The sequence below is a fragment of the Bacillus sp. HNG genome (assembly GCF_003400205.1).
Taxonomy (GTDB): domain Bacteria; phylum Bacillota; class Bacilli; order Bacillales; family Bacillaceae_L; genus Ferdinandcohnia.
In genome coordinates this window covers 556653-569551 of the sequence record NZ_QUQV01000001.1, presented here as the reverse complement: position 1 = coordinate 569551, position 12899 = coordinate 556653, and the positions used below count along the sequence as shown (strand labels likewise).

Annotated in this window: 14 protein-coding genes; 11 read left to right on the top strand and 3 right to left on the bottom strand. The window is 37.8% G+C overall.

All coding sequences use genetic code 11. The annotated features are described in order from the left end of the window. Nucleotides 1-14 precede the first annotated feature (14 nt). Complete coding sequence (coaD, locus tag DZB84_RS02660; RefSeq protein ID WP_116350690.1) at nt 15-506, top strand: pantetheine-phosphate adenylyltransferase; 492 nt, start codon at nt 15-17, stop codon at nt 504-506. Here the strand turns inward: coaD and ylbJ are convergent. Then, nucleotides 503-1729 (bottom strand): sporulation integral membrane protein YlbJ, encoded by a 1227-nt coding sequence (ylbJ, locus tag DZB84_RS02655; protein WP_116350689.1) that lies wholly within the window; start codon nt 1727-1729, stop codon nt 503-505. The genes coaD and ylbJ overlap by 4 nt on opposite strands. Nucleotides 1730-2152: 423 nt before the next feature. Between ylbJ and DZB84_RS02650 the strand changes: the two genes are divergently transcribed. Both DZB84_RS02650 and DZB84_RS02645 read left to right on the top strand, forming a co-directional pair. Further along, nucleotides 2153-2959 (top strand): patatin-like phospholipase family protein, encoded by an 807-nt coding sequence (locus tag DZB84_RS02650; RefSeq protein ID WP_116350688.1) that lies wholly within the window; start codon nt 2153-2155, stop codon nt 2957-2959. Continuing rightward, on the top strand, nt 2940-3971 hold the full coding sequence (locus DZB84_RS02645; protein ID WP_116350687.1) for a SepM family pheromone-processing serine protease: 1032 nt from the start codon (nt 2940-2942) through the stop codon (nt 3969-3971). The genes DZB84_RS02650 and DZB84_RS02645 overlap by 20 nt, the downstream gene beginning before the upstream one ends. A 40-nt stretch (nt 3972-4011) precedes the next feature. Here the strand turns inward: DZB84_RS02645 and DZB84_RS02640 are convergent, their stop codons facing one another. Next, the gene (locus DZB84_RS02640) at nt 4012-5253 is read right to left on the bottom strand and encodes a nucleotidyltransferase (RefSeq protein WP_116350686.1); all 1242 of its coding nucleotides are present in this window, start codon (nt 5251-5253) and stop codon (nt 4012-4014) included. 442 nt (nt 5254-5695) lie between these two features. Between DZB84_RS02640 and DZB84_RS02635 the strand changes: the two genes are divergently transcribed. From DZB84_RS02635 to gerR, 4 genes are all read left to right on the top strand, one after another. Continuing rightward, the gene (locus DZB84_RS02635; protein ID WP_116350685.1) at nt 5696-6214 is read left to right on the top strand and encodes a YceD family protein; all 519 of its coding nucleotides are present in this window, start codon (nt 5696-5698) and stop codon (nt 6212-6214) included. Between the two features lie 42 nt (nt 6215-6256). Further along, nucleotides 6257-6430, top strand: a complete 174-nt coding sequence (gene rpmF / locus DZB84_RS02630; RefSeq protein ID WP_116350684.1) for a 50S ribosomal protein L32 — start codon at nt 6257-6259, stop codon at nt 6428-6430. A gap of 121 nt (nt 6431-6551) precedes the next feature. Then, on the top strand, nt 6552-7319 hold the full coding sequence (locus tag DZB84_RS02625) for an enoyl-CoA hydratase/isomerase family protein (RefSeq protein ID WP_317616330.1): 768 nt from the start codon (nt 6552-6554) through the stop codon (nt 7317-7319). An 82-nt stretch (nt 7320-7401) separates the two neighbouring features. Further along, nucleotides 7402-8019 carry a sporulation-specific transcriptional regulator GerR gene (gene gerR, locus DZB84_RS02620; RefSeq protein WP_116350682.1) on the top strand — a complete coding sequence of 206 codons (618 nt, stop codon included), beginning with the start codon at nt 7402-7404 and terminating at the stop codon, nt 8017-8019. A 68-nt stretch (nt 8020-8087) separates the two neighbouring features. On the opposite strand, the gene DZB84_RS02615 is transcribed toward gerR, so the two are convergent. Further along, entirely contained in the window at nt 8088-8561 is a 474-nt protein-coding gene (locus DZB84_RS02615; RefSeq protein ID WP_116350681.1) for an N-acetyltransferase, read from the bottom strand. Between the two features lie 189 nt (nt 8562-8750). Between DZB84_RS02615 and DZB84_RS02610 the strand changes: the two genes are divergently transcribed. From DZB84_RS02610 to DZB84_RS02595, 4 genes are all read left to right on the top strand, one after another. Next, nucleotides 8751-10091, top strand: coding sequence for an acetyl-CoA carboxylase biotin carboxylase subunit (locus DZB84_RS02610; protein WP_116350680.1), 1341 nt, complete (start codon nt 8751-8753; stop codon nt 10089-10091). Nucleotides 10092-10102: 11 nt separating this feature from the next. Continuing rightward, nucleotides 10103-10315, top strand: a complete 213-nt coding sequence (locus DZB84_RS02605; RefSeq protein WP_116350679.1) for a biotin/lipoyl-binding carrier protein — start codon at nt 10103-10105, stop codon at nt 10313-10315. Nucleotides 10316-10331: 16 nt separating this feature from the next. Next, on the top strand, nt 10332-11876 hold the full coding sequence (locus DZB84_RS02600; RefSeq protein WP_116350678.1) for an acyl-CoA carboxylase subunit beta: 1545 nt from the start codon (nt 10332-10334) through the stop codon (nt 11874-11876). A gap of 144 nt (nt 11877-12020) precedes the next feature. After that, nucleotides 12021-12896 carry a 2-dehydropantoate 2-reductase gene (locus tag DZB84_RS02595; RefSeq protein ID WP_116350677.1) on the top strand — a complete coding sequence of 292 codons (876 nt, stop codon included), beginning with the start codon at nt 12021-12023 and terminating at the stop codon, nt 12894-12896. Nucleotides 12897-12899 lie beyond the last annotated feature (3 nt).

Here is a 12899-nt window from a genome sequence, read left to right as displayed (position 1 = left end):
AAAGGGGAAACGAAATGACTAGAATTGCCGTCTGCCCAGGGAGTTTTGATCCAGTAACAAATGGGCACCTCGATATTATCAAAAGAGGAGCAAAAGTGTTTGATAAAATGTATGTGTGTGTATTAAATAATTCTTCAAAACAGCCATTGTTCACCGTAGAAGAACGAATCCAATTGTTACAGGAAAGCACGAAAGATTTACATAATATTGAAGTTGAGTCCTTTTCTGGCCTATTGATGGACTATGCGAGCCAGAAGAATGCGAATGCCATTTTACGAGGCCTTCGTGCTGTTTCGGATTTTGAGTATGAAATGCAAATTACATCAATGAATCGTATTTTAAATGAAGAAATTGAAACCTTTTTTATGATGACAAATAATCAATATTCCTTCTTAAGCTCAAGCATTGTAAAGGAAGCTGCCAAATATCATGGAGAGATTTCCGAGCTTGTACCAAAGCCAGTTGAATTGGCGCTTAAGGAGAAATTCAAAAGCCCTGCAAATTAAATGCGAGGGCTTTTCATTTTGCTTGAGTATATGACAATATAACCTAGCAACGAAATAATTGTAAAGAGTGGCCCGTACGTCAATAACCCGTTCCATAACGTTTCGACCCAATCGGCAGTCTGTTCCGAAACGAATGGAGAGAAGACGCCGAGTGTTTCCTCTGAACCAGCATTTTTTGCATAAAGTGGATTCCATAATAGAAATGTGATAACACTTGCTAAAAATCCGTGCATTATTCGCGCAATAAAAAAGGGTTTAAACCTAACATCCGTTTCTGCTAAAATACTTGCAACCTGTGCTTGAACAGAAAGTCCACAAAATCCTAGGATAAAACTTACGGTAATTACTTTTGAAAGTAAGTCAATATGTTCCAATTGACTCGTCATCATTGAACCAGTCGTTATTTCAAATATTCCAGAAATAAGTGGGATGCTAAGCTCGGAAGGTAGCTGAAAGAGTTTTAATAGGATGGATAGTCCAGCCCCAACTAATGCAATCACATTAATCAATGAAAGGAGCTTATTAAAAACAGAAAAAAGAATGATAAATCCTCCTATCATTAATAATGTATGAATCGAGGTAGTAACCGCGTCACCTAATAATTGACCAAATGGTCTTTTTTCCTTTAGTCTAGTTCGGTGAAGCTCCTGTAAGGCTTTTACAATGATACTCTTCTTTTCTTCATCTTTAGGTGTTTGTTCATCCCCTTTTTTACCATGGAATCTCATGATTAAACCAACGCAAAAATTCCCAACATAATGGCTGACTGCAAGTAAGATCCCTAACTGTGGATTTTCAAAAAAACCGACAGAAATAGCGGCAAATATAAATAGGGGATTTGAAGCATTTGCGAAGGAAACAAGCCTTTCTGCTTCAATCCTCGTAATCTGTTTCTCTTGCCTAAGTCGTGCAGCCAATTTTGCACCTGCTGGAAATCCTGAAGCCATACCCATGGCCCATGCAAATCCACCCACACCTGGCACTCGAAATAGAGGTCTCATTAATGGTTCAAATAAAACACCGATGAATTTAACAATCCCAAAACCAATTAATAACTCTGATAAGATTAAGAAAGGGAGTAAGGAAGGAAATACAATCTTCCACCACATTTCCAAACCAACCCTAGAAGCTTCTAGTGATTCCTTTGGAAAATAAATTAGGGCAATTGTTAATAATGAAATTCCTGCTGCAATTGTTACAGTTTTAAATCTAGAACGTATCAATGGTACTCCTCCTACTGAAGTCTTCTTTTTATATAGTGAGATCATCTGAGTGATAGAATAAGAGAGCCCACAATTTTCACAATCCTCTATTGTTTTCTAGAATGTCATTAAAAAAGTGAAAAAAAGTGCAAGAAACAAACGTATGGTTTGTACATCTATTTAAATATACGTAGATGGGTGGCAAGTTTAGACCAAAAAGAATGTACAAGTTTTCAATTCTTTTTTCATATAATGATATAAAGTGAAACTTCATTCAGTGAGGGGGTATTCACCCCTAACGGAATGTTAGTTGAACCAATCAGGCTTTTACTGGCAGTTGATCTCACTTGTACTTTATTGGTTTCCTTAAAGTTTTGAATTGAGGGCTGTACTGCCAGTTAATGCGTGGAAAATTCAATGAAAATAACTCAGGGGATGATTCTAATGAACAAACCTACAATTGGATTGGCACTTGGATCCGGTGGAGCAAGAGGATTTGCTCATTTAGGGGTGATTAAAGTACTTTTAGAAAATAAAATACCAATCGATCTTATTGCAGGAACAAGCATGGGCTCATTGGTAGCAAGCTTTTATGGAGCGGGACTTGATATTGATCGACTTTATAAACTTGCACTTGCTTTTAAGCGAAAGTATTATTTGGATTTTACTGTACCGAAGATGGGCTTCATAGCAGGAAAAAGAGTAAAGGAATTAATCCGTGTCTTTACACACAGTAAAAATATCGAGCAACTGGATATTCCCATTGGTATTGTTGCAACAGATTTATTAACGGGTGAAAAAGTAGTGTTTCGAAATGGCCCTGTCGCAGATGCAGTACGAGCAAGCATTGCGATCCCTGGAATTTTTGTTCCAGAAAAAATAGATGGCCGAATTCTTGTTGATGGTGGTGTAATTGATCGGGTTCCCATTTCAGTGGCAAAAGAAATGGGAGCTGATATAGTTATTGCGGTTGACGTCTCACATGTTAAAATAAATGAAGAGGTTACTTCAATATTTGATGTGATTTTACAAAGTATTGATATTATGCAGAAAGAGCTAGTGAAGTATGGAGAATTTTCATCTGATATTATGATCCGACCACATGTAGGACATTATAGTTCACGTGCTTTTACAAATATTGAGGACATAATCACAATCGGGGAAGAAGAAACAAGAAAACAACTCCCCGCAATCCAAGAGGCAATCGCAAAGTGGAAGGAGTCTTTGTTGTATGAAGAAAAAGAGAAATAAGGCTTATGTAAAAGCTCTTGCAGTTGGGGTGGTGCTTGCGATACTAGGCACCTTTATCCAACTCCCATATTACGTGACTAAGCCTGGAATGGCGACAGAGCTTGCTCCAATTATTGAAGTGGAAAACGGCTATAAAGAAGACGGGGAATTCATGTTAACGACTATTCGCATGGGGCAAGCAAATATATTTAGCTATGCATGGGCGAAGGTTCAAAAGTATCATGAGATTTTACCGATTAAACATGTAAGACGTGACAATGAAAGCGATGAGGAATATAACAATCGACAGCTGTTTTATATGGAGGACTCACAGGAATCTGCGATTTCTGTTGCTTATCATCATGCGAACAAGCCAGTAACAGTCAAAAACAATGGGATTTACATTATGGGAATCGTTGAAGGAATGCCTGCGGAAAAAGTACTAAAAGCCGGTGATCGAATTTTTGAAGTTGATGGAAACCAAATCGAAGAACATACAAAATTTATGGAGTATGTAGCGGGGAAGAAAGAAAATGAAGTCATTAAAATCTCCGTCGAACGAAATGGTGAAGTGAAAACAGTTTCCGTTCCACTTGCTCCTTTTCCAAAGAATCCAGACAAAATTGGAATTGGAATTGAATTAATTACAGATATTGAAGTGGTGACCGATCCGAAAATTAAAATAGATACCAAAAAAATCGGAGGTCCTTCTGCTGGACTTATGTTTACCCTTGAAATCTATAATCAATTAACTAAAAAGGATATAACCCATGGATTGCGTATTGCGGGTACCGGAACAATTAATATCGATGGACAAGTTGGTCCAATCGGTGGAATTGGTCAAAAAATCGTTGCTGCCAATAATTCTGATGTCGATATTTTCTTCGCACCTAATGAAAATGGGGCAGCAGACTCAGATTATCGCGAAGCTCTAGCAACAGCGAAGGATATCAAGAGTGATATGAAAATCGTACCTGTTGATACATTTGAAGACGCACTCCACTATTTAGAGAATCTTGATGAGAATAAATAATGAAAAACAGTCGCTACCAAATGGTGCGACTGTTTATTTTTTATAGGTATTCTTGTTGTTCTTCATTAAATCGAATCGGTGGTTTGGCGTATTCTTGTCGTAGAAGTTGAGTGCGAAGAGGTTCAGGGAAAATAGCTACATACGTTTGAGCAGCCTTCTGGTCGAGTGTAAAAAGGTCATCAGAAAAGCCCGTCGCCTTTGAGAGAATAGGTAATTCAACATCCTTCTTGACATAATTTAAAAAGCTCTGTCCTTTTTGGGACATCCCAAGTAAGCGAATATAGGTTGCAACCGGGTTTTCATTGATTTTTTTTAGCTGTTCTTTTGTTGTATTTGTTAAGATATGTACACATAATCTTTGTAATCTAGTCCATGTATAGCGTTTTGTTTTAATTTTTTCCATAAAGTCTTTGAAGGAAGTTGATTCGGAAATATAAGTGAGTAGTCTATTTTCAATTCCTTCTTCAGCCTCATAAATAGTTGCCAACTCAGATGGTGTAGATGTCAGTAGCTTGTATTTTAATAAAGTAAAATAATCCTCCCACCGATGGAAAAGCTGATACTCCTCGAAATAAGCTGAAAGCCATTTGGTAGTGGACACGGGTAGATAGTTTTGAATTTCCTCGATGTTTTTTTTAGCAGAAAATAATGTTTTGCGAATGCTAGTTGCACTAGCAATCGTTTCGTGTGAAAATGTCTCATCATGGTAGCCAGCAGATGTCCGCATAATGGTTTCTGCTTTTAATGAACTATTTTGGTCTTGGATGGCTTTAACGTAATGATAGCCCAAAATATTATTTGGTTTTGATAAATCCACATATGTATCATGATTTGTAAGTGAAGAATAAGCAAGGGATGCTGCTTTTGGATAGCTATATCCTTCTTTCAAGTATTGCCGGGTGGTGTGATCATATGAGTGTTGATTACTTTTCATAAAATTAACAGTAGCCTGAAAGTCATCGATTGTTCCATTTTCACTACCGAAGCAAACTTCTTCACAATGAAGAGCATTCAAAAGTGATATGGCACCGTTTGCAAAGTTTTCTGCTTTTTGAGTCGCAAATGCATATGGTAATTCAATGACGATATCGATGCCAGCTTCCAATGCCATTTTTGTTCTTGCCCATTTCGATACTAAGGCAGGCTCGCCACGTTGTAGAAAATTTCCACTCATCACAGCAATTGTACAGTCAGGGTTTGTCTTCCTCTTCGTTTCATCAAGATGGTACTTATGTCCATTATGGAAAGGATTATATTCAACAATTACACCAACAGCCTTCATTATTTCACCTATTCATCCTTTATTATTAAAATCTTACTTTTAAATATCATTTTTTCCCGCATTAACGGGCAGTAAGCCCCCACCTCAAAACTTTAATATAAATAAAAAAATGAGTTAGGTGACGACAACTGCCCGTAAAAGCCCAATTAAATGAACAAATACTAAACGCCACGTCCTGTGGCAACGTCTTTATGACCCGCATCATGTGGGTCTCAACTAACATTCAGTGGGAATTAGCGATATAAAATCGCGACGTTCTTTTGCGAAGTCTTACTAGCACGTCTTTTATTTCAAAAAAACCACTGATTGAAGTTTCACTTTAATGGAAAAGCTGATATAGTAGAAAAGTATCTATACATCAAGTATAGTGTAAAGAAAAAATATTGACAAATGTAATCTGCAAAGCTATAATTACCTTTGTTGCGCTTCGAGGTGATTTCAATTGAAATGGACAATTAATCAATTAAATCAGTTGGCTCATAAAGGCCTAACGATTGATGAAACTGTTGATGTAAAAGACATAATGGAGCTCGAAAAATCGATACGAGACATTTCTCCGGTGCAAATAACCGGTCGTGCTGATCTTAGTTCTACAAAAGCGAGCTTTCATATAACAATTTCAGGATCAATGATTCTGCCTTGTTCTCGAACATTGGTTGATGTAAAATTTCCATTCGAGATCCGAACAACTGAAACGTTTCTACTTAAAGATACATCTGTATATGACCTAGAGTCGGACGAGGATGTTCATCAAATTCGAGGCGAAGTAATTGATTTACTTCCGATTATCAAGGAAAATATTTTACTTGAAATTCCGATGCAGATTTTTTGTGATGATTCGAACTCAGAAGATGCTGCGCCACAATCAGGACAAGATTGGGAAGTTATCAGCGAAGATGACAAAAAGAACAAGATTGATCCGCGATTGGCAGGACTAGCAAAATTCTTTGAAGACGAATAAAATCCATCTTTATCTATTCATTTTTTTAAGGAGGTGGGAATAATGGCTGTACCTTTTAGAAGAACATCTAAGACAAGAAAAAGATTACGTCGTACACATTTCAAATTACAAGTGCCAGGTATGGTGGCTTGCCCAAACTGTGGTGAAATGAAATTAGCACACCGCGTATGTAAAGAATGCGGTACTTACAAAGGAAAAGAAGTTGTTAGCAAATAATCTTTGTTAACAAGTTAAAAGCGTATGAATAACATTGTTATTCATACGCTTTTTAATTTGTCTAAGTTGCGAGTCCCTGTTTAATACCAGTACAATTAGAGTAAAAGGGGTAAAGGGGAAAATGATGACTAAATACATAGTTAACCGTGATACACAGGGAATTGTATGGTTTACGATCAATCGACCAGAGAAATGGAACGCAATTGATTATGATGTAATGGATGGACTTTTACAAACGATTACAGAGGTTGAAAAGAACGAGGATGATCGCGTTTTCGTCATAACAGGAGCAGGGCAAAAAGCATTTTGTTCGGGTGGGGATTTATCGGTTTTTCAAAACCTTCAAACGGTTGAAGATGCATACCAAATGCTTAGTAAAATGGGGATGATCCTATACAAACTTGCAACATTATCCAAACCGACGATTGCTCTATTGAATGGACTAGCAATTGGTGGGGGATGTGAGCTTGCAACCGCCTGTGATTATAGACTAGCATCCCGTGGAAGTAGATTTGGTTTTGTTCAAGGAAAACAAGGAATTACCACAGGGTGGGGTGGTGCATCGCTCCTACTAGAAAGAATATCTTTTGATAAAGCATATCACCTTCTTATGACTGGAGACATTAATTCTGCTGAAGTCGGAATAGAGCTTGGGTTTATTCAACATGTCCTATCAGACGACGATCTGAAGAGGGATTGTGAAGAAATTATAGCTAATGAATTCTTGCATACTACTAAAGTTGTAAAAGCATATAAAAAGGTAGTGATTAGAAAATGGTTGGCTACAGGTTTAAAGGAGAGAATGCTTGAAGAAATTGAGGAATGTTCAGCCTTGTGGGTAACGGACGAACATCTTGAGGCCGTTCGAAAAATCATGCGTAAAGAATAATTATTTTCTTACTAGAGTGAGAGTAGTCTATCTTTTCTACTACATGCATATGTATAAGTAAAAAAGTATAGGAGGGAAAGATATGACTTCAACACGTCAAGATGCATGGACTCAAGATGAGGATTTATTACTTGCAGAAGTAGTATTGCGCCACATCCGTGAGGGAGGAACACAATTAGGCGCCTTTGAAGAGGTAGGTCGTACACTTTCACGTACTGCAGCTGCCTGTGGTTTTCGATGGAATTCGTATGTACGCAAACAATATAAATCTGGAATTGAACTTGCGAAAAAACAGCGTAAAGAATTAAAAAAGCAAAATAACGGAGAACAGCCCCAGGAAAAACAAGCAGAACCTGAAACTACTGAAATTACACTTAGCAAATCACCTGAGCTACAACTAAGGGATGTCATCCGTTTCCTTGAGGAATACGAAAAAACTGAAAAAGAGCTTCAAAGCGTTGTTAAAGAAAATCAGAGCCTGAACAATCAAATAAGCAAACTCCAAGACCAAGTGAAAGCCTTGAAGGCAGAAAATAACACATTAGAAAATAATATTCAATTAATAGAGGAAGATTATAAAGCATTAATTGAGATTATGGAACGTGCCCGCAAAATGGTGGTTCTTCAAGAAGATGAAAGAAGTAAAAAGGTAAAATTTCAAATGGACAGAAATGGGAACCTTGAACGAGTAGAAAAATAAAGAAGAAAACAGCTGACATGATGTTCAGCTGTTTTCTTCTTTTTATTATCTAGCCAGAGGCTCATTTGTTAGTCGACTTCATGTACACCTTCCGGAAACCAAAGTAGCGGATTTTCCCCAAGGTCACGTTCCATATTATAGGCTGCAGGTGTAAAACCCATTTTCTCCCAAAAATCAGAAGATTTTACACGTGGATTTGTTTTAATCGGTAGATTATAGGATTTAGCATAATCCACTAGTGCCTTACCAAAGCCTTTTTTCTGATAATCAGGAAGTACTTCAAGCTTCCACAGTTCTAAGTAGTCCTGTGCGGGTTCAAAGTATTTGTTGAATTTTTTATCAACACGATAAAGGCTCATACGTGCCACTAATTTATCGCCAAAGAATATCCCATAAAAAGGTGAAACGCTATCATTTTCAATAATATTTGATTCAAGGTCTTCCAGCATGGATAGCTCCTGGAGGCCATATTCCTTAAATGCTTTAAATTCTTCAAGAGTTTTATAGTTTACTAATAATTTCTCAACCTTTGCCGTATACATTTGATATCCCCCTTGCGATTCTACAATAAAAAACTGTTTTACTTTAATCGTACATTCATTATATAACAAAAAAACAAAAAATTCTGTAGAAAAATATAGAAAGCGTTTTCAATATGGTGCAGGAATATGTAGATGTATGTAGAAATTATATATTGCACCTTTTAACTAATGGCGAAAGGGGAAATGAGCTTGAAAAAAGTGTTGATTGCAAACAGAGGTGAAATAGCATCGAGGATTATGAAAACGTGTCACGAGATGGGGATTGAAACAGTCGCTGTCTATTCTGATGCGGATCAAGAATTGCCGTTTGTAAAAAATGCAACTGTAGCTCATCGAATCGGCGAACCACCGGTTATGAAATCATACCTTCAAATGGACAAAATCATTGAAGTAGCAGAAAAAGAGCAGGTTGATGCAATCCATCCTGGTTATGGATTTTTATCAGAGAATGCAACTTTTGCCAAAGCAGTAGCTAAGAAAGGGATTGTTTTTATAGGTCCAACACCCGAGGTGATCTCCTTAATGGGGGATAAGGTGAAAGCAAGACAAACAATGATTGATGCGGGTGTGCCTGTAGTCCCAGGGAGTGAAAAGGGCATTCAAACCGTAGAAGAAGCCTTAAAGTTAGCAAAAGGTTTTGGTTATCCTGTCATGTTAAAAGCAAGTGGAGGTGGAGGCGGAATCGGAATGGTGTGTTGTCATTCTGATGAAGAATTACAAAAAGCTTTTCAAACAACAAAAAATAGGGCCAAATCGTATTTCGGGAATGATGAAATGTTTATTGAAAAATTCATCCCGAATGCAAGACATATTGAGGTGCAAATTTTTGGTGACTATCACGGAAATATTGTTCATCTTTTTGAAAGAGATTGTTCCATACAACGTCGCAATCAAAAAGTGATTGAAGAAACACCATCTCCTTTTCTTTCGGAAGCGACACGTAAAAAAATCTGTCATGCGGCAAAAAAAGCTGCAGAATATGTTGGCTATACAAATGCCGGAACAATCGAGTTCATTGTTGATGAACAGGAAAATTTCTTTTTTTTAGAGATGAACACAAGGCTTCAGGTTGAACATGCGGTTACAGAGATGATCACGAATCTTGATCTAGTTAAATGGCAGTTGCTTGTTGCAAGGGGAGAAAAGCTGCCATTGGCTCAGAATGAAATCATGGCATCAGGGCATTCAATTGAATTTCGCGTGTATGCAGAAGACCCGATAAAGTTTTTCCCTTCCCCAGGCAAAATCGAAGAATTTACGTTGCCTCAAAATCGAAAAGGTGTCCGAATTGATAGTGGTTATGAAGCAGGGACGACGGTTACACCATTTTACGACCCGATGGTTGCCAAAATAATTGTTAAAGCAGATAATCGTCCCGAAGCGATTCAAATAGCTAAGGATTATTTTAATCAAATGGTGATAAAAGGAATAAAGACAAATATCCCATTATTGCAAGAAATTTTAAATGAAGGATCATATACCGAAGGAGAATATGACACGAACTACATTTCTTTGATGAAAAAACACTAGGGGGAATCAAGATGAAAGAAATCACAGCCAGCATGGCAGGGACCGTTTTACAAGTATTAGTTTCAGAAGGTGATGAGATTTCAGAAGGTCAAATGGTTGTCATGTTGGAATCAATGAAAATGGAAATTCCGATTGAAAGTGAGCAAAAAGGTAAGATTGCTAGCATAAAAGTAGATATTGGTGATTTTGTAAATGAGGATGATGTATTACTTGTTCTAGAATAATGGAAGGAGGGTAACCATGCTTCGTACTACTAAGGATTTAGACCAAAAGCTCGTAGAAAAAAGCAAAGAAATCGAAGCAGGAGGTCATGAAAAATACCATCAAAAGCTGAAGGAACAACATAAATTATTTGTTCGTGATCGTCTTGCACTTCTTTTTGATAATGGAGTTTATCAAGAGGATGGTAAATATGCAAACAATACGGCAGGAGACCTTCCGGCTGATGGTGTCGTTACCGCGATTGGAGACATTAACGGACAAAAAGTATGTGTTATGGCGAATGATTCCACAGTAAAGGCGGGGTCATGGGGGGCTCGTACAGTTGAGAAAATTATTCGGATTCAAGAGACGGCAGAAAAGTTACGCATACCCCTCTTATATCTAGTAGATTCCGCTGGAGCGCGAATAACGGACCAGCTTGAGATGTTCCCAAACCGACGCGGAGCGGGGAGAATATTTCATAATCAGGTAAGATTATCAGGTATGATTCCTCAAATCTGTATTTTATTTGGCCCATCAGCAGCAGGTGGAGCCTACATACCAGCCTTTTGCGATATAGTCATCATGGTTGATAAGAATGCATCTATGTATTTGGGATCACCTCGGATGGCAGAAAAGGTCATTGGTGAAAAGGTTACGTTGGAGGAAATGGGTGGTGCAAGAATGCACTGTACCGTTAGTGGCTGTGGAGATGTACTTGCTGAAAATGAAGAGCAAGCAATCCAAAGTGCTCGGGATTATTTAAAGTTTTTTCCTGCTAATTATTTGAACAAACCGGCGATTACAGAAACAATCTCACCAAAGGAAGGCAAGAGCCTACAAGAAATAATTCCGGTTAATCAGAATGCCCCTTTTAATATGTATGAAGGGATTGATGCTCTCATTGACGAAGGAAGTTTCTATGAGATAAAAAAACTATTTGCACCTGAAATTATTACAGGTCTTGCCCGTATTGACGGTAGACCAGTCGGAATCATTGCGAATCAGCCTAAGGTGAAGGGTGGCGTCTTGTTTGTAGATTCAGCAGACAAAGCAGCAAAATTTATCACTTTATGTGACGCGTTCCATATCCCTCTAGTATTTTTGGCAGATGTTCCAGGGTTTATGATTGGTACAAAGGTTGAAAGAGCAGGAATCATTAGACATGGTGCAAAGTTAATCGCGGCTATGAGCTCTGCTACTGTACCGAAGATTTCAGTCATAGTCAGAAAAGCATATGGTGCAGGTCTCTATGCAATGGCAGGTCCTGCCTTTGAACCCGACTATTGCGTCGCCCTACCAACTGCCCAAATTGCGGTAATGGGGCCAGAGGCGGCGGTAAATGCAGTTTATTCAAATAAAATCAATGAAATTGAAGATCCGAAAGAACGTATTGCCTTTGTTCAGCAAAAGCAACAGGAGTATAAAGAGGCAATCGATATATATAAGTTAGCTTCTGAGCTTATCATTGATGATATCGTCCCAGCGGCTGATCTAAGGAGTGTGCTCATCCACCGCTTAGCTGTATATGAAACAAAAGAACTCAATGTCACACACAAAAAACACCCTGTTTATCCGGTTTAAATAATAGGTACAAGACCCCAAGGAGTAAACTTTGGGGTTTTGTCATGCTCCTACGTTTTTGCCTTCATTTCGTAGTAGATGTACTAGGCATTTTGTCGGACTTTTTGGTAAAATAAAGGGAGGACAAACTATGGAGTTGGGGCTATGAAGATTGGAATTATTGGTGGAGGGTCCATCGGATTGCTTTTTGCGGGATATTTGGCAGAACAACATGATGTAACCATCTATACACGAACCGAACACCAGGCAAACGAAATAAACAAAAATGGTGTAACTATTGATAAACAAAATACGTCAAAAACATATAGAGTACAAGCTGCTACCAGCTTAGCATCTGTAATAGAAGAAGACATTGTTCTCTTTGCGGTGAAACAATACATATTAGAAGAAGTTTTATCAAACACTCTTGACTTAGAAAATGTACATACGGTCTGCTTCCTTCAAAATGGAATGAGCCACATCAACCTCATCGAAAAACTGAAAAATCCTACGATTCTTGTGGGGGTTGTTGAACATGGCGCACTAAAAGTAGATGAAACTAGAGTCATCCACACAGGTGTCGGTCGGACGAAAATAGGAGTAATTAAAGGGAAAAATGAGGCACTCGAGGACAAAACACCTGATTTTTCAATTGAATACTTTGACAATTGGTATGAAATTGTAACATCGAAGCTTATTGCAAATGCTGTCATCAACCCATTAACTGCCCTATTTGGTGTTAGAAATGGTGAGTTGCTTGAAAATGATTATTTTCATAACCAAATGAAAGCATTATTCGATGAAATCATCTCTGTTATACCTTGTAATCATGAAAAAATGTGGGAACTTGTAAAGACGATATGTGAAAATACAGCTCAAAACAAATCATCCATGCTGCGTGACATTGAAGAAGGAAGAAAAACAGAGATTGATGCCATTTTAGGCTACGTATTAAAAGAAGCTATAAAGATGAGCAAGGAAGTAGTTATAACTAAATTTCTATATGATTCTATAAAAGGCTTTGAAACTAAAGGGGGATAAGGA